Annotated in this window: 24 protein-coding genes; 1 reads left to right on the top strand and 23 read right to left on the bottom strand. The window is 64.5% G+C overall.

The window, feature by feature from the left end:
- Nucleotides 1-158: 158 nt before the first annotated feature.
- The 23 genes from ASG27_RS04540 to surE all read right to left on the bottom strand — a co-directional run bounded on the left by ASG27_RS04540 (nucleotide 159) and on the right by surE (nucleotide 23,408).
- Entirely contained in the window at nucleotides 159-683 is a 525-nt protein-coding gene (locus ASG27_RS04540) for a phosphoribosyltransferase (protein WP_056411678.1), read from the bottom strand.
- A gap of 66 nt (nucleotides 684-749) precedes the next feature.
- Complete coding sequence (locus ASG27_RS04545) at nucleotides 750-2,126, bottom strand: adenylosuccinate synthase (protein WP_056411679.1); 1,377 nt, start codon at nucleotides 2,124-2,126, stop codon at nucleotides 750-752.
- Nucleotides 2,127-2,154: 28 nt separating this feature from the next.
- Nucleotides 2,155-3,303 carry an ATP phosphoribosyltransferase regulatory subunit gene (locus ASG27_RS04550; RefSeq protein ID WP_056411681.1) on the bottom strand — a complete coding sequence of 383 codons (1,149 nt, stop codon included), beginning with the start codon at nucleotides 3,301-3,303 and terminating at the stop codon, nucleotides 2,155-2,157.
- A gap of 87 nt (nucleotides 3,304-3,390) precedes the next feature.
- Nucleotides 3,391-3,573 carry a DUF2065 domain-containing protein gene (locus ASG27_RS04555; RefSeq protein WP_056411682.1) on the bottom strand — a complete coding sequence of 61 codons (183 nt, stop codon included), beginning with the start codon at nucleotides 3,571-3,573 and terminating at the stop codon, nucleotides 3,391-3,393.
- Nucleotides 3,574-3,606: 33 nt separating this feature from the next.
- Nucleotides 3,607-4,530, bottom strand: coding sequence for a protease modulator HflC (gene hflC / locus ASG27_RS04560; protein WP_056411900.1), 924 nt, complete (start codon nucleotides 4,528-4,530; stop codon nucleotides 3,607-3,609).
- A 9-nt stretch (nucleotides 4,531-4,539) separates the two neighbouring features.
- Nucleotides 4,540-5,922, bottom strand: coding sequence for an FtsH protease activity modulator HflK (hflK, locus tag ASG27_RS04565; RefSeq protein WP_056411684.1), 1,383 nt, complete (start codon nucleotides 5,920-5,922; stop codon nucleotides 4,540-4,542).
- A gap of 52 nt (nucleotides 5,923-5,974) precedes the next feature.
- Nucleotides 5,975-7,153, bottom strand: a complete 1,179-nt coding sequence (hflX, locus tag ASG27_RS04570; protein WP_056411686.1) for a GTPase HflX — start codon at nucleotides 7,151-7,153, stop codon at nucleotides 5,975-5,977.
- A gap of 60 nt (nucleotides 7,154-7,213) precedes the next feature.
- On the bottom strand, nucleotides 7,214-7,471 hold the full coding sequence (gene hfq / locus ASG27_RS04575) for an RNA chaperone Hfq (RefSeq protein ID WP_056411903.1): 258 nt from the start codon (nucleotides 7,469-7,471) through the stop codon (nucleotides 7,214-7,216).
- A gap of 106 nt (nucleotides 7,472-7,577) precedes the next feature.
- Nucleotides 7,578-8,921: a ribosome biogenesis GTPase Der gene (gene der / locus ASG27_RS04580; protein ID WP_056411688.1), complete on the bottom strand. Its 1,344-nt coding sequence runs from the start codon at nucleotides 8,919-8,921 to the stop codon at nucleotides 7,578-7,580.
- A 17-nt stretch (nucleotides 8,922-8,938) separates the two neighbouring features.
- A complete protein-coding gene (bamB, locus tag ASG27_RS04585) occupies nucleotides 8,939-10,105 on the bottom strand; it encodes an outer membrane protein assembly factor BamB (RefSeq protein ID WP_056411690.1) in 1,167 nt (388 codons plus the stop codon).
- Nucleotides 10,106-10,107: 2 nt separating this feature from the next.
- Nucleotides 10,108-10,797, bottom strand: coding sequence for a YfgM family protein (locus tag ASG27_RS04590; RefSeq protein WP_056411693.1), 690 nt, complete (start codon nucleotides 10,795-10,797; stop codon nucleotides 10,108-10,110).
- A gap of 13 nt (nucleotides 10,798-10,810) precedes the next feature.
- Nucleotides 10,811-12,079: a histidine--tRNA ligase gene (gene hisS / locus ASG27_RS04595; protein ID WP_056411905.1), complete on the bottom strand. Its 1,269-nt coding sequence runs from the start codon at nucleotides 12,077-12,079 to the stop codon at nucleotides 10,811-10,813.
- Between the two features lie 149 nt (nucleotides 12,080-12,228).
- Nucleotides 12,229-13,509, bottom strand: a complete 1,281-nt coding sequence (gene ispG / locus ASG27_RS04600; RefSeq protein ID WP_056411694.1) for a flavodoxin-dependent (E)-4-hydroxy-3-methylbut-2-enyl-diphosphate synthase — start codon at nucleotides 13,507-13,509, stop codon at nucleotides 12,229-12,231.
- Nucleotides 13,509-14,459, bottom strand: a complete 951-nt coding sequence (locus ASG27_RS04605) for a helix-turn-helix domain-containing protein (protein ID WP_056411696.1) — start codon at nucleotides 14,457-14,459, stop codon at nucleotides 13,509-13,511. The genes ispG and ASG27_RS04605 overlap by 1 nt, the downstream gene beginning before the upstream one ends.
- Nucleotides 14,452-15,291 carry a type IV pilus biogenesis/stability protein PilW gene (pilW, locus tag ASG27_RS04610; protein WP_056411698.1) on the bottom strand — a complete coding sequence of 280 codons (840 nt, stop codon included), beginning with the start codon at nucleotides 15,289-15,291 and terminating at the stop codon, nucleotides 14,452-14,454. Before pilW ends, ASG27_RS04605 begins: the two co-directional genes overlap by 8 nt.
- Before the next feature lie 35 nt (nucleotides 15,292-15,326).
- Complete coding sequence (rlmN, locus tag ASG27_RS04615; RefSeq protein WP_056411700.1) at nucleotides 15,327-16,448, bottom strand: 23S rRNA (adenine(2503)-C(2))-methyltransferase RlmN; 1,122 nt, start codon at nucleotides 16,446-16,448, stop codon at nucleotides 15,327-15,329.
- Between the two features lie 87 nt (nucleotides 16,449-16,535).
- Entirely contained in the window at nucleotides 16,536-16,961 is a 426-nt protein-coding gene (gene ndk / locus ASG27_RS04620) for a nucleoside-diphosphate kinase (RefSeq protein WP_056173919.1), read from the bottom strand.
- Nucleotides 16,962-17,053: 92 nt separating this feature from the next.
- Nucleotides 17,054-18,658: a pseudouridine synthase gene (locus ASG27_RS04625; RefSeq protein WP_056411703.1), complete on the bottom strand. Its 1,605-nt coding sequence runs from the start codon at nucleotides 18,656-18,658 to the stop codon at nucleotides 17,054-17,056.
- The gene (scpB, locus tag ASG27_RS04630; protein WP_056411705.1) at nucleotides 18,658-19,461 is read right to left on the bottom strand and encodes an SMC-Scp complex subunit ScpB; all 804 of its coding nucleotides are present in this window, start codon (nucleotides 19,459-19,461) and stop codon (nucleotides 18,658-18,660) included. Before scpB ends, ASG27_RS04625 begins: the two co-directional genes overlap by 1 nt.
- Nucleotides 19,462-19,614: 153 nt before the next feature.
- Complete coding sequence (locus ASG27_RS04635) at nucleotides 19,615-20,649, bottom strand: RluA family pseudouridine synthase (protein ID WP_056411707.1); 1,035 nt, start codon at nucleotides 20,647-20,649, stop codon at nucleotides 19,615-19,617.
- A 28-nt stretch (nucleotides 20,650-20,677) separates the two neighbouring features.
- Nucleotides 20,678-21,607: a peptidoglycan DD-metalloendopeptidase family protein gene (locus tag ASG27_RS04640; protein WP_056411709.1), complete on the bottom strand. Its 930-nt coding sequence runs from the start codon at nucleotides 21,605-21,607 to the stop codon at nucleotides 20,678-20,680.
- Between the two features lie 233 nt (nucleotides 21,608-21,840).
- The gene (locus ASG27_RS04645; protein WP_056411711.1) at nucleotides 21,841-22,617 is read right to left on the bottom strand and encodes a protein-L-isoaspartate(D-aspartate) O-methyltransferase; all 777 of its coding nucleotides are present in this window, start codon (nucleotides 22,615-22,617) and stop codon (nucleotides 21,841-21,843) included.
- 2 nt (nucleotides 22,618-22,619) lie between these two features.
- Complete coding sequence (surE, locus tag ASG27_RS04650; protein WP_056411712.1) at nucleotides 22,620-23,408, bottom strand: 5'/3'-nucleotidase SurE; 789 nt, start codon at nucleotides 23,406-23,408, stop codon at nucleotides 22,620-22,622.
- Between the two features lie 152 nt (nucleotides 23,409-23,560).
- Between surE and ASG27_RS04655 the strand changes: the two genes are divergently transcribed.
- On the top strand, nucleotides 23,561-24,535 hold the full coding sequence (locus tag ASG27_RS04655; protein WP_056411718.1) for an NADPH:quinone oxidoreductase family protein: 975 nt from the start codon (nucleotides 23,561-23,563) through the stop codon (nucleotides 24,533-24,535).
- The last annotated feature ends 92 nt before the right edge of the window (nucleotides 24,536-24,627 follow it).

Below are 24,627 nucleotides of genomic sequence, written 5' to 3' on the forward strand. Positions count from 1 at the left end.
CGACCAGAAGTCTTCATCACCAACCAACCTCCTGAACTTCAACATCTCCTGCAATCTGCAGCAGCCGTCTCAGTAGCGAAGCCCTCGACTATAGCACCGTTTTGGGCAGTGACAAGGAAAAGTGCAAAAAACTTGGACCTACCTTGTCAATCCTCGTCCTAGACTCGCCACTTCTCCAGCAGCTTTTCAGGACTGAGGCTGTCGTAGCCCTCGAAGGGTTGGTGAATCCATGGGTTGGAGGGAAGAAACTCCACCGAGTAGTCAGGCGTAAAAGTCGACAGGCCCTTGGTCCAGATCACAGCGCTGCGCAATTCAGAAATGGGCGCATAGTTGGTCTTGAGCATGTTGATCACGGCATGGAGGGTGTGACCCGAGTCCGCCAGATCATCCACCAACAAGACTTTGCCTGCGATCTCGCCCTTGGGGGTGGTAATGAAGCGTGCGATGTCCAGGTGGCCCTGCACAGTTCCAGCTTCTGCCCGGTAAGAGCTTGTCGACATGATGGCCAGTGGCTTGTCGAAGATGCGACTGAGAATGTCACCAGGGCGCAGGCCGCCCCGCGCAAGACACAAGATGGTGTCGAACTCCCAACCAGACTGATGCACCTTGAGCGCCAGCTTCTCAATCAAGCTGTGGTACTCGTCGTAGCTCACGTAAAGGTGCTTGCCGTCTTCGGTCAACATGGGGATGGCTCCTGCTTATATAGCTATGGGTGAAACGACTGCAAAACTCGCGCGGCGCAACTCAACTCAAGCCGCGACGTAGGGGTGGCGCATCATGATGGTGTGATCGCGATCGGGGCTGGTCGAGATCATGTCGATCGGAACCCCGGTGACCTGCTCGATGCGCTCGAGATAGTTGCGCGCAGACTGCGGCAGCTTGGCGTAATCGGTGACGCCCACAGTGGATTCGCTCCAGCCTGGCAGGGTTTCATAGATTGGCGTGCAGCGTGCAATGTCCTCAGCGCCCATCGGCAGGAGGTCGATGCGTTCGCCGTCGAGTTCATAGCCTGTGCAGAGCAGCAACTCACTCAGGCCATCCAGTACATCCAGCTTGGTGATGCACAAGCCCGACAGGCCGTTGACCTGGGCGCTGCGCTTGAGCAATGCGGCATCAAACCAGCCGCAACGACGGCTGCGACCTGTGGTCACGCCCTTTTCGGCGCCGATGGTGCTCATGTGGTAGCCCGGCGTGCCAGGCGTTTCCCAATCGAGTTCTGTCGGGAACGGACCGCCACCCACGCGTGTGCAGTAAGCCTTGGTGATGCCGAGGATGTAGTGCAGCATGCCAGGGCCCACACCGGAGCCCGCGGCGGCATTGCCAGCCACGCAGTTGCTGGAGGTGACATACGGATAGGTTCCGTGGTCCACATCGAGCAGCGTGCCCTGCGCGCCTTCAAACAGCAGGTTCGCACCGGCCTTGTTGGCCTCGTTGAGTTCACGCGAGACGTCCGCCATCATCGGCTTGAGTAATTCCGCATGGCGCATCGCCTCGTCATACACCACGTCAAACTGCACCTTGCCGTCCTGGATATAGGGCTTCAAGGCGTCGCCGAAGACAAACGAAGCAGAACGCAGGTAGGTCGTCAGTACATGGTTGTGCAGATCGAGCAACTCGCGCAGCTTGGCTGCGAAGCGCTCGGGGTACTTCAAGTCCTGCACGCGAAGGGCACGGCGTGCAATCTTGTCCTCATAGGCGGGACCGATACCGCGACCCGTCGTACCGATCTTCTCTGTGCCACCCTGCTCACGCGCAGCTTCCCGCGCTACGTCGATCGCGGCATGGAAGGGCAGGATTAATGGACATGCCTCGCTGATGCGCAAGCGGGAGCGCACTTCAACACCCGCCTTTTCGAGGCCTTCGATCTCTTCAAACAGCTTGGCGGCCGACAGCACCACTCCATTGCCGATGTAGCACTTGACGCCAGGGCGCATGATGCCGCTGGGGATCAGGTGCAGCGCAGTCTTGACGCCGTTGATCACCAGGGTGTGACCGGCGTTGTGGCCGCCTTGAAAGCGAACGACGCCCTGGGCGCTTTCCGTCAGCCAATCGACCAGCTTGCCCTTGCCTTCGTCGCCCCACTGGGTTCCGACGACCACTACATTGCGACCTTTGGTTGCTTTCATCTCTAAACCACTTCAATTATTCAATTGCTCAAACAGCCTGCACGACCCAGCGGTCCGCAATCTGCACCAGTTCCCGGTCACAGTGGAATTCATCCACTTCGCTTTCATGCCCTGGCAGGACACAGACCACCGTCTCCCCTGCCCCGCGCAGTTGCGCAATGGCCGCATTGACATCGGCGGACTCACCCCAGGGTGCACGTATCGCGGCCTTCAAGGCGCGCGGAGATACGACACCGACCACCTGCTTGATGTCCAGGCTGAAGCCTGCTGCAGGGCGATTGCGTCCGAACACGGCGCCGACTTCGTCGTAACGCCCGCCCCGCACCAGCGCATCGCTGGCGCCTGGTGCATAGATGGCAAACCGGGCGCCACTGTAGTACGCATAACCGCGCAAATCCGCCAAGTCAAAAGTGACGGAAGCCTGATCCAGGCGAGATGCCAGCCACTTCAAATTCGATAGCAGCTGGGGCACGCCGGAAAAGCGGTGGAGTACCTTTTCCGCTTCATCCAGTACCTGGATATCGCCGTACAGGTGCGGCAGTGCCAGAAGACCTTCTCGCGAATCGCTGGGAAAGTCCCGTGTCAAGGATGCCAACTCACTGGTGTCCTTGGCCGCGAGCGCCGCATGGATCGCGCTCAGCAGCTGCGCGTTCGGCGAAACATCGGCCAGCAGACTGCGGACGATGCGGACATCCGCCAAGTCGATCGTTGTGTTCTGCACATCGGCGACTCGCAGGCACTCCCGTGCCAGTTGCAGAGCTTCCAGATCAGCCTCCAACCCGGCATGTCCGTAAATTTCCGCGCCGAACTGCAGTGGCTCGCGGGTGGCATGCGGGCGGTCTGGCCGGGTATGCAAGACCGGCCCGCAATAGCAAAGCCGCGTGATGCCCTTTCGGTTGAGCAAATGGGCGTCTATGCGCGCCACCTGCGGCGTCGTATCCGCCCGCAGGCCCATTGAACGGCCGGAGAGCTGGTCCACCAGCTTGAAGGTCTGCAGATCCAGAGCCTCCCCGGTGCCTGTCAGCAAGGACTCAAGGTGCTCCAATAGTGGTGGCATGACCAGCTCATAGCCGTAGCAACGGGCTGTATCAAGCAGCCCGCGACGCAATTCTTCGATGTGCCGCGCTTCGGACGGCAAGACATCGGCAATGTGATCCGGAAGGACCCAAGCAGACATGAGAAAAGGGGAGGCTGTTAAAACCGCGATTCTACCGGGAGCCGAGAACGGCCCCGAAAGACATCCGGCGAAGGGTGAAGCGGGAAGTCAGAACCAGAGCATCGCCAGACCGGCCAGGATGGCGAGCAAGGCAAAAAACCGGATCTGACCATCCCGCAGCTGCGCGATGTGCGCCATGGCGCGCCGCCAGCCTTGCGGTGAAAGAAAGGGCAAGGCCCCTTCAATCACGAGAACCAGTGCCAAGGCAATCCAAAGGCTCTCCGAACTCACGGCAAGGCAACAGGCAAGGGCCGACGGATCAAACTACTTGCGCGCAGCAGCAGCAGCAGCAGCAGCAGGTGCCGAGGTGGAGGTGCCTCCACGGAAGGTCTTGAAGAACTCCGACGACGAAGGGTCCAGCACCATCACGTCGCTCTTCTTGCTGAAGCTCGCCTTGTAGGCTTCCAGGCTGCGGTAGAACTGTGCGAATTGCGGGTCGCGGCCAAATGCCTCGGCGTAGATGCGCGAAGCTTCGGCATCGCCCTCACCCTTGATCTTCTGCGCATCGCGGTACGCGTTGGCCAGAGCGACTTCGCGCTGGCGGTCCGCATCGGCACGGATCTTTTCACCTTCGGCGGCACCGGTGGAGCGCAGCTCATTGGCCACGCGCTTGCGCTCCGCCTCCATGCGGCGGTACACGGATTCGGTGATGGCCTCCACATAGTCCACGCGGGTGATGCGCACATCCACCACATCGACGCCCCACGGCTTGGCACCACGGACGGTCTCCAGCACCTCGCGCTTGACGTCGGCCATGAGGGCCTCGCGCTTGAGGGACAGCAATTCCTTCACCGTTCGCTTGTTGATTTCTTCCTGGAATGCGTTGCGCACCACCCGATTGAGTTGCATGGCGCCTGCGCTTTCATCCAGACCCACATTGCGGATGTATTCGGTTGGCTCCGAAATGCGCCAGCGCACGTACCAGTCGATGACCACGCGCTGCTTTTCAGCCGTCAGCATGGGCTCGGTGTCGCTGCTGTCCAGGGTCAGGAGACGCTTGTCGATGTACGACACGTTCTGGAACGGCGGCGGCAGCTTGAAGTTGAGCCCAGGCTCGGTGATGACTTCCTTGATCTGGCCGAGTGCATACAACACGCCGAACTGGCGTTGGTCCACGACAAAAAGCATGGAGCTCATCAGGGCAAGCACCACCAGCAGGGTGGTTGCAATAAATCCGACTCTGTTCACGAGCAACTCCTAGCGAGATTCACGATCGCGGGTGCGACTGCTGTCGCGAGCCCGGGGGTCATTCGAAAAGGTGGACGATGGCACGGCAGGTGCTGCAGCCGGCGCAGCGGGGCTTGCTGTTGGCGCATCGATCGTCCCGGTGCCACTGGCCACGCCCTGCATGATCTTGTCCAGGGGCAGGTACAACAGGTTGGAACCCTGGCGCGATTCCACCAGCACCTTCGTCACGTTGCCGTAGATCTGCTGCATGGACTCGAGGTACATGCGGTCGCGGGTGACCTGAGGAGCCTTCTGGTATTCCGCCAGGATGGAGGAAAAGCGTTGCGCATCACCCTGTGCCTGCGCCACGATGCGGGCCTTGTAGGCAGCCGCCTCTTCGTTCAGGCGCGAGGCAGAGCCGACGGCACGCGGGATCACGTCATTGGCGTAAGCCTGCGCTTCGTTCTTGGCACGCTCACGCTCCTGGCCAGCCTTGAGCACGTCATCGAAAGACGCCTGCACCTGCTCCGGAGGGCGCACACCGCCTTGTTGCAGGTTGATGCCCACCACTTCCACACCCACCTTGTAACGGTCGAGGATGGTCTGCATGAGCGCACGCACGCGTGGAGCGATCTGGTCACGCTCTTCGGCCAGGGCCGTATCCATGCGCATCTTGCCCACCACCTCGCGCACGGCGGTCTCGGCCGCCTGCACTACTGCGTCGGTCGGGTTCTTGCTCTCGAACAACCAGGCACGTGCATCGCTCAGGCGGTACTGCACCGCGAACTTGATTTCAACGATGTTCTCGTCTTCCGTAAGCATGGCCGATTCGCGCAGGCCGGTGCTCTTGATGACCGTGTCGCGGCCCACGTCGGCGGAACGGATCTGCGTGACGAAAACCAGTTCGTGGCGCTCGATAGGGTACGGCAGGCGCCAGTTGAAACCCGCCCCCACGGTGCTCTTGTACTTGCCGAACTGGGTAATGACGGCTTGCTGGCCTTCCTGCACAATGAAGAAGCCCGTGCCCATCCAGATCACGAAGGCAATGCCCGCGATCAACCCGACGCCCACACCGGCATTCTTCATGTCGGGCTGGAACCCTCCGCCGGAACCATTGCCACCGCCAGTACCACGTCCGCCGCCGTTCTTGCCGCCGAACAAACCGCCCAGCTTGCGATTCAGGTCGCGCCAGAGTTCATCAAGATCCGGCGGCTGGCCATTGTTGCCAGGGCGCTGCTGATCCCCACCCCGGTGGCCGGGAGGCTGGTTGTTCGACGGGCGATCGTCAGGACGCGCGCCATCGTCGGATTTGTTGTCATCGCCTCGCCCCCAACGGGGATCGTTCAGATTGAACATGCCCCGGATACGTTCTGGAAGCGAAGCCCAGCGTAGGGTGCGATTTTGAAAAGTCATGCGCAAAGTCTCTGGTTCTCTGATGGCATTGGTAATGCGGCATTGTGCCCAATCAGGGCAAAGCCCCCGGCAATTCAATGGCGCTATCAGGGGTCATGTCCTGCCGCGCAGCCTCGATGACTTTGGACGCCAAGGCACTGCGCAGCGCATCCAGCCCCTCACCTGTTCGCGCACTGACGAACAGTCGAGGGAGCATTTCCCCGTCTACTTCATAGTGGTCCTGCAGAACGGGCGGCCGCTGCTCGGCCGGCAGCGCATCGAGCTTGTTGAACACCAGGATCTGCGGAATGTCTGCCGCCCCGATTTCGTGCAGAACCTTCTGAACCTGGGCCATCTGCTCTGGAAAGCCGGGATTGGACGCATCCACGACATGCAGCAGCAGGTCGGCATCCACGGCTTCCTGCAAGGTCGCCTGGAAAGCGTCCACCAGCCCGTGGGGCAGATCCCGGATGAATCCCACCGTATCAGACAGCGATACCGACCGCCCCGCGTCGCCAAGGTACAACTGCCGGGTCGTGGTATCCAACGTCGCAAACAGCTGGTCGGCCGCGTAGGCACGGGCTTTTACCAGCGCATTGAAAATCGTCGATTTGCCGGCATTCGTATACCCCACCAGCGATATGTTGAAGGTGTCGCGCCGCTCGCGCTGCCTGCGCTGCGTGGAACGCTGGCGCTTGACCTTGACCAACCGCTCACGGGTGCGCTTGATGGCATCGCTGATCATGCGGCGATCGAGTTCGATCTGCTTCTCGCCAGGCCCCCCACGCGCACCGATGCCGCCCGTCTGGCGCTCCAGGTGGGACCACCGGCGAACCAGCCGTGTGCTGACATAGTGCAGTTTGGCAAGCTCCACCTGCAGCTTGCCTTCGTGGCTGCGCGCGCGCTGGGCGAAGATTTCCAGGATCAAAAGCGTCCGGTCGTTGACCGGAAGCTCAAGGTGACGCTCCAGGTTGCGCTGCTGCGCCGGACTGAGTGCCTGATCGAAAAGAACTTCCACCGCGCCGTGCATCTGCGCCAACGTCCGAATTTCGTCCGCCTTGCCGCTGCCCACGAACAGCGCCGCATCGGGCGCCTTCCGTTTGCAGGTGATCCGCGCGACAGGATTCATGCCCGCGGTCTGAGACAGCAGGCCCAATTCCTCTAGATCGCCGTCGAAGTGGGGCAGACCGAAGTCCACCCCGACCAGCAGCACAGGCGTGCCGCCTGGAGAAGAAGACGTGGGAGAGCTCAAGGAAGGTGCCCCACCAGCGCCATGCGGGCCAGAAACGAAAACTCAGTCAGATGCGGGGACTCAGGCGTTGCTGCTGGTGTCTGCATCCGCAGTGTCGGCCGTCGAGAAGTTGACGGCACGACCCGGTACGATGGTGGAGATGGCGTGCTTGTACACCATCTGCGTGACCGTGTTGCGCAGCAGCACAACGTATTGGTCGAAGGATTCAATTTGCCCTTGCAGCTTGATCCCGTTCACCAAGTAAATGGAGACCGGAACGTGCTCCCGACGCAGTGCGTTCAGGAAGGGATCTTGAAGAAGTTGGCCTTTATTGCTCACGATATTCTCCGTGTTCAAAACTGTTGTTGTAAACCGTCACCTTAACACACGCCAGAGGCCACGCCAGCCACTGAACGCAAGGCCCTTCAAGGCCCCGGCTTTTGGATCAGGACTCGTCCTTGTCCGCAAAGGGATTGTGGGACGTCTTCATCTCGATGCGCAGCGGAGTGCCGACCAGGTCGAACTCCTTGCGGAACCGCCCCTCCAGAAAGCGCTTGTAGGCATCCGTCACATGCTCCAGGGAATTGCCGTGGATCACGATGACCGGAGGGTTCATGCCGCCCTGGTGCGCGTAGCGCATCTTGGGGCGGAACATCCCGGCCCGCTTGGGACTTTGGAACTGCACCGCCTCGAGCAGCAGACGCGTGAGCACCGGCGTGGACATCTTGCAGGTGGCCGCCCTGTGCGCCTGTGCCACGGATGTCCAAAGCGGCCCCAGGCCCTGGCGCTTTTTGGCAGAGATGAAATGCATCGATGCGAATTTCAGGAAGGCGAGCCGGGTTTCGATGGAACGCTCGAGCAACTGGCGCTGGTAGTCGTCCACGGCATCCCATTTGTTTACGGCCACGACCACCGCGCGGCCGCTTTCCAGGATATAGCCAGCGATGTGGGCATCCTGGTCGGTCACGCCCTGCGTGGCATCGAGCAGCAGCAGAACCACGTTGGCGGACTCGATGGCCTGCAGCGTCTTGACCACCGAGAACTTCTCGATCGCTTCAAAAACCTTGCCTTTGCGCCGCAGGCCGGCCGTGTCCACCAGTTCAAACCGCTGGCCGTTGCGCTCGAAGGGCACGGAGATGGCATCGCGTGTCGTTCCCGGCATGTCGAACGCCACCAGCCGCTCCTCACCCAGCCAGGTATTGATCAGGGTTGACTTGCCGACGTTCGGGCGCCCCGCCACGGCCAGCTTGATGACGCTCTTGTCGTGCTCGGCATCGGCCTCGTCGGGGTCCGGAAGGTTCAGCGGCTCCAGCGCCCTATCGACCAGATCACGAATCCCCTGCCCGTGGGCGGCAGACACCGGGTAAACGGGGCCAAGACCCAACTCGTAGAACTCGGCCAGTTGCACGCCTTCGAGCATGCCTTCTGCCTTGTTGGCGACCAGTATGCAAGGCTTGCTCAGCCGGCGCAGGTACTTGCCGATGTCGTGGTCCTGCGCAGACAGGCCCGCACGGGCGTCCAGCACAAACACGACCACATCCGCCTCTGCCACGGCCTGCTGGGTCTGCTTGGCCATCTCGCGGTAGATGCCGCTGGACGCATCAGGCTCGAAACCGCCGGTATCGATGACGATGTACTCGTGCTTGCCTTGCTTGCCATTGCCGTAGTGCCGGTCACGCGTCAGCCCCGCAAAGTCTGCAACGATGGCGTCGCGGGACTTCGTCAGGCGATTGAAAAGCGTGGATTTGCCGACATTCGGACGCCCCACGAGGGCGATAACTGGCTTCATTGAATAAGACCGATCAATCAATCAGGGCGGAATCCGTAGACTCCACCGTTACGCGTCACCACGACAAGGGTGTCCGCTGCCACCACGGGCGCTGCCGCAATACCGGAGCCATCTGTGGCCACCCGATTGAGCGGCGCACCGTCAGTACGGGACAGCAGATGCACCAGCCCGCTATCGTCACCCACCACCACAGAACGCCCCAGCAGCAGCGGGGCCGTCAGCTTGCGGTACTTGAGCCTGTCCGTCGCCCACAGGCGGGAGCCATCGCTGCGGCGCCATGCAATGACGGAGCCATTGCTTTCAGAACCGAACACCGCATCGCCATCACCGTGCACGCCTTCAGCGCCGCTGGCGGCCTGCGTCCAGATGGTGGACCCACGCGCGGCGTTCACACAGCCCACGGCCGTCTGGAAGGCGCGGGCGCAAATGCTGTCGCCCACACGGCTGGTGCGGCCTACCAGCTCCACCAGGCGCTCCACATCGTTGGTGCCGCGCGAACTGCCCAGGGGAGCTTCCCAGCGGACACTGCCGTTGTCAGGGTTCAAACCCACCATGCGGCCTGAAAACCCCACGACGAGGGTATCACCGACAGCCAGGAGCACCCCGGCCTGCCGCAGAACCAGGGCCTCGCCGGGCCGCTGCTGGCTCCAGAGCTTGCGCCCCGTCGCGCCATCGTAGGCCGCCACGGAACGGTCGGCCGACAGAACGAACACGCGCCCACCAGCCACCAGGGGAGGCGTGAAAACCTGCGCTGCCAGCGGCTCCCGCCACCGCTCCCGGCCAGACTCCAGCAAGACCAGCGCATTGCTGCGCAGCACCACGGCGGCAGACTTGCCATCGCTTCCCACACCCGCCGACAGAGGCTCTGCCAGCGTGGCACGCCACAGATCACCGCCGGTGCGGGCATCCACTGCAGCCACCACGCCATCGGCCGAGGCCAGCGTCACGACATTGCCAGCGGCATGCACATCCAGCGGCAAACCGCCGACGTTGCCGATGCGCGCCGTCCAGGCCTGCCGCACACCGAGAACGGCCACATTGGCCCCCAGGTCTGCAGGCACCGGCTTCGAACTGCCGCTGTTCCACAGCGAACAACCCGCCAGCGCGCCCAGCAGCAAGGCCGAGCAAACGCTGCGCACAAACAAACGATGGCCCACAGGGCTGTTGCTATGGACGAAATTCATGGTTACTTGGCCCCTTCGACAGGCGCAGCCGCTGCGGCCACCGCCACACCCTGGGGAGACACGCCCAGAGCACCCAGCTTGATCTCGACGAGACGGCGGTACTCGACGCCCTCTTCCAGCCCCTTGTAGGCCTTGGTGTACTCGGCTATCGCTTCTGCGCGCTTGCCCTGCGACACGAGGATGTCGCCCCGGCGATCCGCAAACACCGCGTCGAACTCTGCAGGAACGCTGCCCGACACCTGCTTGAGCGCGTCGTCGTAGTTCTTCTGATCCATCAGTACGCTGGCCAGGCGCAGCTTGGCAATCGCCTTCAAGCCTTCGTCGCCAGCATGCTCAGCCACCCAGCTCAGCGGTTCTTTGGCAGCCTCTGCGTTGCCCGCATCCACTGCCGTCTTGGCCAGGGTCAGACCCGCTTGTGCAGCCTGCGCAGTGCCGGCGTACTTGGACTTGAGATCGCCAAACGCCTGCGCCACTCGCGCCTGGTCGCCTGCGCGGGCCGCCACGTCCACGGCGTCGAACAGCGCCGCAGCCTGGCTGGCCTGGCGGTTTTGCCAGTACTGATAGCCCTGCCAGGCGGCCAGGGAGCCGGCCACCACCAGCAGCACCGAGCTGATCAGGGTGCCCCAGGTGTTCCAGAAGTGCTTGAGCTGGTCAAGCTGTTCTTGTTCTTCAAGGTCGAGATGTTTTGCCATGGATGTGTTCGGTTTAGCTGTTGGATTGTAGGGTGGACGCCCATTGCGAGACCGCGTCCAGGGGATGCTCGGTCTGTGCGCCGCCCGCGCCATCGCGCAGCGACTTGACCACGACCATGCCCCTGGCGAGTTCGTCCTCGCCAAAAATGAGCGCGTAGCGTGCACCGCTGGCGTCTGCCTTTTTGAATTGCGACTTCATGCTGCCCATACCCCCGCCTGCCGCAGGAGCCGCATGCATCTGCACGCTGATGCCCAGTCCGCGAAGGCGCTCGATGGTCGTGACCGCCACCGGCAACGCAGCCGTGCCCGGAATGATGGCGTAGGCGTCAGGCACCAGCGCAGGGATCGCGCCGGCCTGCTCCTTGAGCAGTTCCAACACGCGCTCCACGCCTAATGCCCAGCCCACGGCGGGCGCGGGCTTGCCGCCAATCTGCTCGATGAGATAGTCATAGCGCCCACCACCACAGATGGTGCCCTGCGAGCCCAGTTGCTCGGTGATGAACTCAAACACCGTGAGGTTGTAGTAGTCCATGCCGCGCACCAGGCGCGGGTTGACCGTCCATGCCACGCCGTTGGCATCCAGGATGGATTTCACCGCATCCAAATGGGCCAGCGATTCCGCCCCCAGGAAGTCGATGAGGCGGGGCGCCGCATTCACCAGCGCCTGCATGGCAGGGTTCTTGGTGTCCAGGATCCGCAGCGGGTTGGCGTGCAGTCGGCGGCGCGCCTCTTCATCGAGCTGGTCGGCGTTCTGCTCGAAATAGGCGATCAGGGCCGCGCGGTGCGCTTTGCGCTCCTCGGGCTGGCCCAGGCTGTTGAGCTCCAGGCGCACATTGCGCAGGCCAATGTCACGCCACAGCGCGTTGGCAAGCAAGATCAATTCGGCGTCGACCTCGGGGCCTCCGAAGCCCAGAGCCTCGGCACCCACCTGGTGGAACTGGCGGTACCGACCACGCTGCGGTTTCTCATGGCGGAACATGGGCCCCATGTAGTACAGGCGTTTGCCGCCTTCATACAGCATGTTGTGCTCGACCACCGCGCGCACCACGCCTGCGGTGGCTTCCGGGCGCAGCGTGAGGCGTTCGCCGTTGAGCTGATCGACAAAGGAGTACATCTCCTTCTCGACGATATCCGTCACTTCCCCCAGGCCGCGCACGAACAGCGGCGTAGGCTCGACGATAGGGGTGCGCATGTTGCGGTAGGCGTAGCGTGCCATCAGCTGGCGCACCTTGTCTTCCAGCCATTCCCACCGGGCAGACTCGGGTGGGAGGATGTCGTTCATGCCTTTGACCGCCACCAGCTTTTCAGGCTTGGGTGACGCGGCGATTTTTTCGTTGCTCACAACTGTTCTTTTCCGTGATCTTGCAGGGGGTAAGAATGCCGCCGCCGCGCACTCCCCCACGGGCCCGTGGGCAGGTGCGGCGCGGGGTGTCAGCTCACAGACACAGCAGCGCCGAAACGCTTCTCGATGTACTGCTCGACAATTTGATGGAACTCGTTGGCGATGTTGTCGCCACGCAGCGTCAGGGCCTTTTCGCCATCGATGAAGACGGGGGCCGCAGGGGCCTCGCCCGTGCCCGGCAGGCTGATGCCGATGTCTGCATGCTTGCTCTCGCCCGGGCCATTGACAATACAGCCCATCACCGCGACACGCAGGCCTTCGACACCGGGGTAACGCACCCGCCACACCGGCATCTGGGCACGCAGGAAATCGTCGATCTGCTTGGCGAGCTCCTGGAACGTCGTACTGGTCGTGCGGCCGCACCCAGGGCACGCGGTGACGCTGGGCACGAACACGCGCAGGCCCAGCGCCTGCAGTATCTCGGACGCCACCACCACCTCCTGGGTGCGCGCTTCGCCAGGCTGCGGCGTCAGGGACACCCGGATGGTGTCGCCGATGCCTTCTTGCAGCAGCACCGACAGCGCCGCAGCAGACGCCACCGTCCCCTTGGTGCCCATGCCGGCTTCCGTCAGGCCCAAGTGCAACGCATAGTCGCAGCGGCGTGCCAGCTCGCGGTACACCGAGATCAGGTCCTGCACACCACTGACCTTGCACGACAGGATGATCTGGTTGCCGTCCAGGCCCATGGCTTCGGCGCGGCGCGCGGACTCGATGGCGGACGTGATCAGAGCCTCGTACATGACCTGGCGTGCCTCCCAGGGGGTGGCGCGCCGGCTGTTGGTGTCCATGAGGTCCGCCAACAGTTCCTGGTCCAGGCTGCCCCAGTTCACACCGATGCGCACTGCCTTGTCCCAGCGCATGGCGGCCTCGATCATCTGGCCGAACTGCTTGTCCCGCTTGTCGCCCTTGCCGACATTGCCGGGGTTGATGCGGTACTTGGACAGGGCCTGGGCGCAATCCGGAAAGTCCGTCAGCAGTCGATGACCGTTGTAGTGGAAGTCACCCACCAGGGGAACGCTCTCGCCCATGCGGTCCAACTGCTCGCGGATGTACGGCACAGCCGCGGCCGCCTCGGGCGTGTTCACGGTAATGCGCACGAACTCCGACCCGGCCTGCGCGAGTTCCTTGACCTGGATGGCGGTGCCGATGGCATCCACCGTGTCCGTGTTGGTCATGGACTGCACGCGCACGGGGGCATCACCGCCCACGGTCACCACGCGCGAACCCCACACCACCCTGGCTTGCCGCGACCGGCGGGGCAATGCAGACGCGACCGCGATGGGTCCGAACTCAGTTGGGAGCTTTTCCACTATTTCACCTCGAAACGGGCGACGTTCTCACGCGATACACCCGCCAAATCAAAAGGCTTGCCACGCACAAAGACTTCGGTGGCGTCGGCACGGCCGATCACCACCGCCAAAGGCGCCGGAGCACTCACGGAAACAGACTCTTCTGCCGCCAGGTTGCGCTGCAGCACCACAGCACCCGCAGCATCCTTGACCTGCACCCAGGATTGGCTGCGCGCACGCAGCACCAGGGTACCGGAAGCCACCGCAGCCGCACTGGCCGGTTCACTGGCTGCCACCGCAGGCGAAGGCGTAGCAGCGGTAGCGGTAGCAGCAGCCGGCCCCGCACCCGCCACAGGAGCCGAGGCGGTCGGGCGTGCGCCGGGTGCCGTGGCGACGGGATCGCTGGCCACTGTCTGCGCAGTCACTGCCACAGGCTCTACCACCGACGCAGGCTCCGTGGGCGGCGATGCCGGCACGGGCTCGCCCGCGCTGGGCTGGGTTGCAGGCCCGGAAGAAAGGAACGGCCAGCCGCCAGGCTGGCGGGGGAAAAAGAACACAGCCACCGCCCCGACCAGCAAGGCGAGCACCACCAACGACACGGATCGCGACCGCGCATTGCCGCCGGAAGAAAACGATGCCGAGGATGACGAAGACTTTCCGGCACTTACCTTGACCGGCGCGTTCAGCCCGGCGCTGTCGGCAGACAAACGCGGACTCTGGCTCTGGGGCAAAAGGGAGAGGACAGGCCCCGGGTCCACCTTGAGCGTCCGGCACACGCTGGATGCCAGTGCCCGCACGAACACGGTGTCCGGCAGCGCCGCATAGTCGTCGGCCTCCAGGGCCTCGAGCTTGCTGACGGGCACCTTCAGTGCCACCGCCAAAGCGGCGATGTGCATTCCGCTCGCCTGGCGCGCCTCACGCAGCAACCCGCCTGCCGTTACCGTCACAGCACCCTCCACAACCTCACTCATTGAAAGCCCCGCGTTCGTATGCACCCAGTTCCCGGGATTCCGGGAAACGCTTGCGCAACTGGTCTACCAATTGCCGCATCGCCACCGTATCGCCCAGCGCTCGCTCGATCTTGATACCCAGCCAGAGCGATTCAGAATTGGCAAACTGGCCGTTGTTCAGGCGACGGATATAAAACTGGGCGCGGGTCAACTCATTGCGGCGCAACAGCAGCGACGCCAGGTGATAGCCAACGACAGGATTCGCAGCGTCCAGTTCATAGGCCTTCAGCATCGATTGCTCGGCCTCGACAAACTGGCCCGCGCCCGACTGGCACAGCCCACGGGCCATCAAGGTCTTGGCACGCGCTGGATAGGCAGGACTGGCCAAGGCACGCCCGAAATACTGATCCGCTTCTGCATATTTTTGCTGCTGGCACAGCAGCCAGCCGTAGTTGTGCTGCAGGTTGGGGTCGTTGGCCCGCAAGGCGAGCGCACGCCGAAAGCTGTCGTCGGCTTGGCCCAGATCGTTCAGCCGCATGTAGATCAGCCCACGCAGGTTGAAAGCATCTGCGTAGTTCGGGTCCGAGACAAGCGCCTGCTTGACCTCGTCCAGCGCTACGGCAGTCTGGCCATTCTCGAAATAATTGGATGCCAGCTCCAGACGTATGCGCGCGCGGCGCCGTGTTTCCGGCTCGTCGGACGGCGTGACGATGCCCGCGTTCGAATCGATGGCAGCAGCACCACCAGCAGAATTGGTTGCGCAGCCTTGAAGGACCGCCATGCAGGCGACCGACCCGCACGCCACCAGTGTCCAGCGGCACCATTGCTGCCAGCGTCCAACCAATCCCACCATGTAGCGCCTCCTTGATGTAAGCCGATATCCGTAGATCAATTCACCGGTTTGAGAACGATTGTGCGCTGCTTTGCCATGCGTTCAGCGGCACGTGTGCGGTCCTTGACGTCACCCGCCAGTTGCCCGCAGGCGGCGTCGATATCATCGCCGCGGGTCTTGCGCACTGTCGTGACAATACCGGCATCGCTCAAGACCTTGGCAAAAGCCAGCACCTGATTCTGCGGCGAACGCAACAGCCCTGATGCGGGGAACGGATTGAAGGGGATCAGGTTGAACTTGCAGCGCACGCCAGCGCCGCGCGCCGGACGCACCAACTCAATGAGTTGATGCGCATGCTCGATCTGGTCATTGACGCCGTCGAGCATGCAGTATTCGAACGTGATGAAGTCGCGTGGCGCATGCGCCAAATAGCGGTTGCAGGCCTCGAGCAGCTCCTCGATCGGATACTTGCGGTTGAGCGGTACGAGGTTGTCGCGCAGCGGATCATTGGGCGCATGCAGCGACACCGCCAGGGCCACGGGGCAGTCCTGGGACAGCCGGTCCATCATGGGCACCACACCCGATGTGGAGACCGTCACGCGCCGGCGCGACAGGCCATAGCCGTGGTCGTCCAGCATGGCGCGCAGTGCCGGCACGAGAGCGGTGTAGTTCTGCAGCGGTTCACCCATCCCCATCATCACGACGTTGGAGATCACCCGTTCGCCGGTGTGCAGGCGCTTGCGCAGCGAATGTTCGGCAAACCACAGCTGGGCGATGATTTCGCCGGTGGTCAGGTTTCTGCTGAAACCCTGGTGTCCCGTGGAGCAGAAACGGCACCCCACGGCGCAACCCGCCTGGGATGAGATGCACAGCGTGCCGCGGTCATCCTCGGGGATGAACACGGCCTCCACGGCATTGCCGTCGCCCACGTCGAACAGCCACTTCACGGTGCCATCGGACGACACGTGTTCAGAAATGACAGGCAGCGCCTCGACCCGGGCGCAGCCCTTGAGCTTGTCGCGCAAGGCCTTGGCCAGATCGCTCATGGCGTCGAAGTCACTGGCGCCGCGCTGGTGTATCCAGCGGAACAGCTGGGTGGCGCGAAAGCGCTTTTCCCCCAGCTGCTCACAGAAGGCCGCCAGGCCGTCGAGATCGAATTCGAGCAGGTTCGTGGTCATCGCACCGACCTCCCATGGGGCCGGGCGCAGTGCTCCCCATGACGCAGGCATCCCACCATGGCGGGAACAGGCATGGGGATCACCATATCAACGCGAGTAGACGTTCAGGCCGGGGAAGAAGAAAGCGACTTCTGCGGCAGCCGTTTCGGCAGCGTCGGAGCCATGCACTGCATTGGCGTCGATGCTGTCGGCGAAGTCAGCGCGGATGGTGCCGGCTTCTGCCTTCTTGGGGTCGGTGGCGCCCATCAGTTCGCGGTTCTTCAGGATGGCGTTCTCGCCTTCCAGGGCCTGGATCATCACGGGGCCGGAGATCATGAAGTCCACGAGGTCCTTGAAGAAAGGACGCTCCTTGTGCACGCCATAGAACTGCTCGGCTTCCAGGCGCGACAGGTGCACCATGCGGGCGGCCACAACCTTCAGGCCAGCAGCTTCAAAGCGGGCGTAGATCTGACCGATGACGTTCTTGGCCACTGCGTCGGGCTTGATGATGGAGAGAGTGCGTTCGATTGCCATGTTGATTTCCTGAATGAATGATTTAGCTGTGATTCGTTTGTCCAGCGGACAAAGCCCTCGATTCTAACCGGCAGCGCCGACGGGTCGGCGCGTCAACGCCCACCGCGCCGAGGGCCACCACCGCCGCTGCCACCGCCACCGGGGCGGCGCTTGTCCTGGCGATGGCGCGCAAGGCTGTCCGTGCCGATGTAGCCCACCGAGGTCTTCATCGGGTCGGGTTGCGCACTGCCCCCCGAGCCATTGCCACGGCCGCCCTGCCCCTGGCCACCGCCATCGCGGCGCGGTTTTTGTCCGCGTGCGGGCGCCTGCCCGCCAAAGGCTCCGGTCGGGCTGGGGAAACCGTCGCGGCGCGGACCATTGCCGCGCGAGGCATTGCGGCCGCCCCGCTGGCGCTTGTCACCATTGCGGGAACCCGCATCGCCATGGGCACCGGCCGGGCCCTCGGCGCGCGCTGGAGCCCCTTCGGGCGCACCAGCACTTGCGGCCCGGACCAGGGCCCGGATGTCGGTGTCGTCCAGCTCCAGCCACGCGCCCCGCTTGAGGCCGCGCGGCAAGACCATGGCGCCGTAGCGGATACGGATCAGGCGGCTCACCGCGTGACCCACGGCCTCCAGCATGCGGCGCACTTCGCGGTTACGCCCTTCGGAGATCGTGACGCGGTACCAGCAGTTGGAGCCTTCTCCGCCGCCATCTTCGATGGAACCGAAAGCGGCCATGCCGTCGTCCAGGCGCACGCCGTCCAGCAGCTTTTGCTTCTCTTCGTTGCTGAGCGCGCCCAGCACACGCACTGCGTACTCACGTTCCAGGCCAAAGCGCGGATGCATCAGCTTGTTGGCCAGCTCGCCTGAACTGGTGAACAGCAGCAGCCCTTCGGTGTTCAGATCCAGGCGACCCACGGACTGCCACTTGCCCTGCATCAGGCGCGGCAGCTTGCGGAACACGGTGGGCCTGTTTTGCGGATCGTCGTGCGTCACCACCTCGCCCACGGGCTTGTGATAAGCGATCACACGGGCTGGCGGCGGGTCGATGCGGTAGCGGATCGGCTTGCCGTTGACCTTGACCTGGTCGCCGTACTGGATGCGCTGGCCGATGTGGGCCGGCTCGTTGTTGACGGAGATGCGCCCCTCCAGGATGAGCTGCTCCATCTCCAGCCGGGAGCCCAGGCCCGCCTGCGCCAAGACCTTGTGCAGCTTGGGGGTTTCCACCTGAGGCAGCAGCACGCGCTTGGCGGGCACGGCCTCTGCAGCGGTTTCTTCGTCGTCGAAGCGGCCCGACACCACATCCGCAAACTCATAACCATCCACCGCCAGCGCAGGCTGGTTGCGCTTCTGGCCACGGCCTTCGCCGTCAGGGCGCGGCGGGCGCTGGCCGCGGGACTGCCCCTGCGGAGGACGCCGGTCGCCACGCGCAGGCACGTCGGCTGCCTCGGCGGCATCCGCGGCACTCGGATTTTCACCCTGGGGAGCCTCGTCGCCGGCGGGCGCGGAAGTCACGTCCAGCTGTGCAGGCTGCTCCGACGGCTGTGGAGCCTCGGCGGACGACGAGTCCACGCTCACCGCGTCCACCGGCGCGTCCGCCGCCACCACGGCCGGGGCGGGCTTCTTGCGGGGCGCACGCTTGGCAGCCGGCTTCTTGGCCGCTACAGCGGGCTCTGCGTCCGGCTCGGTGGCCGGGTTGTCGGGGGTCGAATCGTTCATCAAGTTTTTCCCTGGATACCACCGGGGGTATCGGCGTCGTCATCGTGGAGACCTGTCTCCACATTGTCAAAAAAATCGTCCCTGCGCAGCTCTGGCTCTGGCTCTGGCTCTGGCGAAATCTGCGGTTCCGCCTGCTCCTCTTCACGCTCAGGTGCCACGGCCACGGCTTCGGCTTCGGCTTCGGCAACCTCCACCCCCAGCCCCGGTTCCGGCGCCTGCGCGGCTTCGGGTTCAGGCTCGATCACACCTTGCGCCGCTGCCGCCATGGCCTCCAGCACGTTGGCATTGCCAGACGGGTCGTCGAGCACTGGCAACTGGTCCAGCGACTGCAGGCCCATGTCGTCCAGAAACTGCCGCGTGGTCGCAAACAGCGACGGTCGGCCCACCGTCTCCCGGTGGCCGATGACCTCGACCCAACCCCGGTCCTCCAATTGCTTGATGATCAGGCTGTTGACCGTCACGCCCCGGATGTCCTCGATATCGCCGCGGGTGACCGGCTGGCGGTACGCAATGATCGCCAGGGTCTCCATCGTGGCCCGGGTGTAGCGCGGGGGCTTTTCGGGGTGCAACCGGTCCAGGTACTCCCGCATTTCCGGGCGGCTCTGAAAGCGCCAGCCTGTGGCCACCTGCACCAGCTCCACGCCACGCTGCGCCCAGTCCAGCTGCAGATCCTGCAGCAGCAGCTTCAAGGTGTCGGACCCCAGTGCGTCGTTGAACAGCACGCGCAGCTCGCGCAAAGGCACAGGCTGCTGCGCGCAGATCAGCGCAGTTTCGAGGACCCGTTTGGCATCCACCGTGTTCATGGTTTGGCGATTCCTGGAAAAGTGGCACGCGTCGCGACGGGTGTCACATCAACAGCAGGGGGCAATCAATAGCAATGGCGCACTGTGCAAGGCGCCGGCGCGACGCAAGGGCCCGGCGGGATTCCGTCTTCGGGCTGGGGGCCTGTGGGGCCGTCAGGGCGCATTGTAGCCCAGGCCCCATGCAGCAAGGGCCTGGCGCATATCCTCGGGCACCGGGGCCATGAACTCCAGGGCCTGGCCCGTCACGGGGTGGGCGAAGGCCAAGCGGTAGGCATGCAGCGCCTGCCGCTGCATCGCCTCCACGGGCGCGCCGCCGTACAGCACATCCCCCACCAGCGGGTGTTTCAGCGATGCCATGTGCACGCGGATCTGGTGCGTGCGGCCGGTGTGCAAGGTGCACTGCACCCAGCAGCCCTGCTCCGAGCCCTCCAGCCAGCGGATGTCGGTGCGTGCCGCCTTGCCGGCATGCACCGCCAGGTCCACCACCGCCATCCGCAGGCGGTTGCGCGGGTCTCGGCCGATGGGCGCGTTGACAGCGCGGGTCGTGGGCCCGCTCCAGGCGCCGTGCGCCAAGGCGACGTACTGGCGCTTGACCTGGCGCTCGGCAATCAGCGCGACCAGGGCGTCCATGGTGGCACGATCCCGGGCCACCACCATCAGGCCGCTCGTGTCCTTGTCCAGACGGTGAACGATGCCGGCGCGCGGCACCATGAGCGCCTTTTCGTCGCGGGCCAGCAGGCCGTTGAGCAGTGTGCCGCTCCAATTGCCGGGCGCCGGGTGCACGACCAGGCCGGCAGGCTTGTTCACGACCAGCAGGTGGGCATCTTCGTAGACCACGTCGATGTCCATAGGCTCGGGCCTGAACGCCTGGCTCTGCAGGGTCGGCCGCATTTCCAGCACGATCTGATCGCCGGCCTTCACCTTGGCCGATGCCTTCAGTGCCGGCGCGCCTTGCAGGCGGACCATGCCTTGCGACAGCAGTTGCTGCAGGTAGCTGCGCGAAAACTCGGGCACCAGCTCGACCAGCGCCCGGTCGAGCCGCGCGCCGTGCTGCGCGACAGCGACGGTCATGGTGCGCAGTTCGCCGGCAGCGCCTTCGGCCAGGCCGCCGGAATCTTCGGATTCGTCGGAGTCTTCAGGCAGCAGGTCACTGTCGCCGGCCTGAACCGCCCGCGCAGCGGGGCTCATACCGCTGAGCGGCGGGGTGGCCACGGCTTCAGCGCGCTGGCAGGTAGCGAGACGGGTCGACAGGCTTGCCCTGGCGGCGGATCTCGAAGTGCAGCTTCACGCGGTCGGCGTCGGTGCTGCCCATCTCGGCGATCTTCTGGCCCTTGCGCACCGCCTGGTCTTCCTTGACCAGCAGCGTCTGGTTGTGGGCGTAGGCCGTCAGGAAGGTGTTGTTGTGCTTGAGGATCACCAGGTTGCCGTAGCCGCGCAGGCCGGCACCGGCGTACACCACGCGGCCATCGGCCGCGGCCAACACGGGGTCGCCCGCTTTGCCAGCGATGTCGTAGCCCTTGTTGCGCGCCTCGTCGAAGCCCGCGATCAGCGAGCCAGGGGCGGGCCAGATGAAGGCCAGTTCGTCGTCTCCCCCTGCAGCGGCGGGAGCGCTGGGCGCGGCAGGCACCGGTGCAGCCGCCACCATCGGGCCCGAGGCTGCAGGCGCACCGGGCTTGGCTGCGCTGGCGGGCGGCACAGGGCCGCTGGCCGGCGTGGCCGGCGTCACCGAGGACGACGCCACCGGGCGGGTGACCACCCCGGTATCGGACGCCACCGCTTGCGATGCAGCCCCGGGAGCCACCACGCGCAGCACCTGGCCGACTTCGATCAGGTTGGCGTTTTCCAGGTTGTTCCAGCGGGCGATGTCTTTCCAGCTCTGGCCGGATTCCAGGCCGATGCGAATGAGGGTATCCCCAGGCTTGACGGTGTAGTAGCCCGGCTTGCCTGCGTTTTCGGCGCCCGGCAGGGGCTTGATGGGGGTGCCCACCACCACGCCGGACTGTGCGCCGGCAGAAGGCGCGGGAGACTGGGACGCCGTGCCCCGGTCTTCCACAGGAGCCCTGTTCAGCCGGGTGCCGCAACCGGTGAGCGCAAGCCCCGCCAGCGCCACGGTAAACCCAACCACAAGACCACGCGATACGAACATAAGCATTTCCCTTTGGACCGTGTTGTGCACTCACGTGCTCACGAAAACCGGTAAAAGGCCCGGCAACAAGGCGCGCGATGCGCCAAGAGATGAAGACCGCAAGCGGGCTGCGATGCAGAAGCCGGACCTTTTCCCGGCTGTTCCCATGCGCTGGACCATGAGATCAACGCTCGCGCCGTGGCAACCGCTGACCTCATGCCCCAGGGAGGACGCGTGCCAACGCACGAGCCCTTCTAGGCAACCCCCGATTTTAGGGGGACAAAATGTACGGGCTCCAGCACGTTTTGTTTCAATCCGTGCGGGGTTTTGTCGATCACGAGCAACATCTGCTGCCCGCCCGCCACGGCCATGGGGGCCACCAGCCGTCCGCCGACGGCCAGCTGGTCGCACCACGCCTGCGGCACGGCGTCGCCGCCTGCGGCCGCGATGATGGCCGCGTAAGGCGCCCCCTTGGCATAGCCCAGCATGCCGTCGCCAAACAGCAGATGGACATTCGCCAGCCGAAACGGCCGCAGATTGCTGCGGGCCTTGTCGTGCAGCCCGCGCAGCCGCTCCAGCGTGTAGACCTCGCGCGCCAGATGGCTGAGCACCGCCGCCTGGTAGCCACAGCCGGTGCCGATCTCCAGCACCCGGCCCAGGCCGCCGGAGCGTGCAATGTCCGCGCCCAGCAGCAGCTCGCACATGCGGGCCACCACATTGGGTTTTGAAATGGTCTGGCCGAGCCCAATGGGCAGGCTGGTGTCTTCATACGCCTGGTTGACGAGCGCGCTGTCCACGAACTGGTGGCGCTGCACCGCCCCCATGGCCTGCAGCACGGCGGACGACGTGATGCCGCCCGCCGCCAGCTTTTGCACCATGCGCGCGCGCACGGCCGCGGAATCAAGCCCCACCCCCGACGGCGAAGGTGCCGGCGGCCGCCCCCCCAGCGGCGCCGCAGGGGCCGGGCGCGCTGGCGTCGGTGCCGCCGTACCCGGCAGACGGGCCGGGAATCCGGGGCGGCGCTGCTGCATCGTCACGCCTTCGGGGCGTGGGCCGCCCCTGACGCCAGTCGCGACGCCGTCTGCGCCCAATAACCCAGGTTGTCGTGGTCGGTCAGATCCACCTTCAGCGGTGTGATCGACACATGGCCTTGCACGGTGGCGTGGAAGTCGGTGCCTTCGGCATCGTCCTTGGCTGCGCCCGCGCTGCCGATCCAGTACATCGCCTCACCCCGCGGGTTTTCCTGCACGATGACACGCTCGGCCGCATGGCGGCGGCCCAGCCGGCACAGCTTGATGGGCTTGAGCACGTCCAGGGGCAGGTTGGGAATGTTCACGTTCAACAACCACGGTGTTTCATTGACGAGCTGCTGGGCGCGCATTTGCTCCACGATCTCGCGGGCCTTGGCGGCTGCGGCCTCGATCTCGCCCCAGCCCTTGTCGACCTGGGAGAACGCGATGGCCGGGACGCCGAACAGGTAGCCCTCCATCGCCGCACCCACCGTGCCCGAGTAGATGGTGTCGTCGCCCATGTTGGCGCCATTGTTGATGCCGGAGACCACCAGGTCGGGCCGGTAGCCCAGCAGCCCGGTGAGCGCGATGTGCACGCAGTCGGCCGGCGTGCCGTTCACATACCGAAAGCCGTTGTAGGCCTTGGTGACGGTCAGCGGCGAGTGCAGCGTCAGCGCATTCGACTTGGCGCTGTTGTTGTGCTCTGGCGCGACCACCTCCACCTCGACCCCGTCAAGGGTCTTAAGTGCATCGTGCAATGCCACGATGCCCGGAGCCTGGTAGCCGTCGTCGTTGGAGATCAGAATTTTCATGGGTGGCAGCAGGGGGTTGCAACCGATTGTAGGTCGCAGTGCCCCGCCCGCCCCGCCCTCGCGCGCCAGCCAAGGCGGTCGCTCGTGGGACAACGCGCGCCCGGGCCCCCCACCTATCATCCGTTCAACAAAATTGACCGGAGACCCATCCCATGCACGCTTGGCTTTGCACCAACCCCGTCGGCGTCGACGCCCTGGCCTGGACCGAACTGCCCACGCCCACGCCCCAAGCCGGCGAGGTCCTCATCGAGATCAAGGCCGCCAGCCTGAACTTTCCCGACCTGCTCATCGTGCAGAACAAGTACCAGATGAAACCGCCGCTGCCCTTCGTGCCCGGCTCCGAATATGCCGGCGTGGTAGCGGCAGTGGGTGACGGCGTGACGCACCTGAAAGTGGGCCAGAACGTGGCCTGCCTGTCCGGCACGGGCGGCTTCGGCACGCACACCATCGCGCCTGCTGCGCTGTGCATGCCGCTGCCCGAAGGCTTCTCGCACGTGGACGCAGCCGCGTTCATCATGATCTACGCCACGTCCTACCACGCGCTGGTGGACCGCGCCGCGCTCAAGGCGGGCGAGACGGTGCTGGTGCTGGGCGCTGCCGGCGGCGTGGGCACCTCGGCCATCCAGATCGCCAAGGCCATGGGCGCGCGCGTGATCGCAGCGGCCTCCAGCGACGAGAAATGCGCGCTGTGCACCTCCATCGGGGCGGACGCCACCATCAACTACACCAAGGAGAACCTGCGCGAGTCCATCAAGGCACTGACCGACGGCAAGGGCCCCGACGTGATCTACGACCCGGTGGGCGGCGACTTTGCCGAGCCCGCGTTCCGCTCCATCGCCTGGCGCGGCCGCTACCTGGTGGTGGGGTTTGCGTCCGGCCCCATCCCGGCCCTGCCCTTCAACCTGGCGCTGCTCAAGGGCGCGTCCATCGTGGGCGTGTTCTGGGGCGACTTCGCCAAGCGCGAACCCAAGGCCAACGCCGCCATGATGGGCGAGCTGGCGCAGTGGTACGCCCAGGGCAAGATCAAGCCGGTGATCGACCGCACCATGCCCATGGCCGAGCTGCCAGCCGCCTACGCGCACATGGGGTCGCGCGGCGTGATGGGCAAACTGGTCATGGTCAACTGACAGCGGTAGGGCGCATCAACCCGCGCCCGCCACCCCGGGTCACTGGCGTTTTTGCCCCCCGGGGGCGGCACCCAAACAGCGGCTGCTGTGTC

Source organism: Acidovorax sp. Leaf191, from assembly GCF_001424425.1.
In the GTDB taxonomy this organism is placed as follows: domain Bacteria; phylum Pseudomonadota; class Gammaproteobacteria; order Burkholderiales; family Burkholderiaceae_C; genus Acidovorax.

Coding starts and splice junctions, on each gene's coding strand:
- surE (WP_056411712.1), bottom strand. CDS start 23,408: ATGAAAATTCTGATCTCCAACGACGACGGCTACCAGGCTCCGGGCATC.
- ASG27_RS04645 (WP_056411711.1), bottom strand. CDS start 22,617: ATGCAGCAGCGCCGCCCCGGATTCCCGGCCCGTCTGCCGGGTACGGCG.
- ASG27_RS04635 (WP_056411707.1), bottom strand. CDS start 20,649: ATGAGCCCCGCTGCGCGGGCGGTTCAGGCCGGCGACAGTGACCTGCTG.
- ASG27_RS04625 (WP_056411703.1), bottom strand. CDS start 18,658: ATGAACGATTCGACCCCCGACAACCCGGCCACCGAGCCGGACGCAGAG.
- ASG27_RS04590 (WP_056411693.1), bottom strand. CDS start 10,797: ATGGCAAAACATCTCGACCTTGAAGAACAAGAACAGCTTGACCAGCTC.
- ndk (WP_056173919.1), bottom strand. CDS start 16,961: ATGGCAATCGAACGCACTCTCTCCATCATCAAGCCCGACGCAGTGGCC.
- hflK (WP_056411684.1), bottom strand. CDS start 5,922: ATGACTTTTCAAAATCGCACCCTACGCTGGGCTTCGCTTCCAGAACGT.
- hisS (WP_056411905.1), bottom strand. CDS start 12,079: ATGAACGACATCCTCCCACCCGAGTCTGCCCGGTGGGAATGGCTGGAA.
- der (WP_056411688.1), bottom strand. CDS start 8,921: ATGAAGCCAGTTATCGCCCTCGTGGGGCGTCCGAATGTCGGCAAATCC.
- ASG27_RS04540 (WP_056411678.1), bottom strand. CDS start 683: ATGTTGACCGAAGACGGCAAGCACCTTTACGTGAGCTACGACGAGTAC.
- rlmN (WP_056411700.1), bottom strand. CDS start 16,448: ATGACCACGAACCTGCTCGAATTCGATCTCGACGGCCTGGCGGCCTTC.
- scpB (WP_056411705.1), bottom strand. CDS start 19,461: ATGAACACGGTGGATGCCAAACGGGTCCTCGAAACTGCGCTGATCTGC.
- ASG27_RS04640 (WP_056411709.1), bottom strand. CDS start 21,607: ATGTTCGTATCGCGTGGTCTTGTGGTTGGGTTTACCGTGGCGCTGGCG.
- ASG27_RS04545 (WP_056411679.1), bottom strand. CDS start 2,126: ATGAAAGCAACCAAAGGTCGCAATGTAGTGGTCGTCGGAACCCAGTGG.
- ASG27_RS04550 (WP_056411681.1), bottom strand. CDS start 3,303: ATGTCTGCTTGGGTCCTTCCGGATCACATTGCCGATGTCTTGCCGTCC.
- pilW (WP_056411698.1), bottom strand. CDS start 15,291: ATGGTGGGATTGGTTGGACGCTGGCAGCAATGGTGCCGCTGGACACTG.
- ASG27_RS04655 (WP_056411718.1), top strand. CDS start 23,561: ATGCACGCTTGGCTTTGCACCAACCCCGTCGGCGTCGACGCCCTGGCC.
- bamB (WP_056411690.1), bottom strand. CDS start 10,105: ATGAATTTCGTCCATAGCAACAGCCCTGTGGGCCATCGTTTGTTTGTG.
- ASG27_RS04605 (WP_056411696.1), bottom strand. CDS start 14,459: ATGAGTGAGGTTGTGGAGGGTGCTGTGACGGTAACGGCAGGCGGGTTG.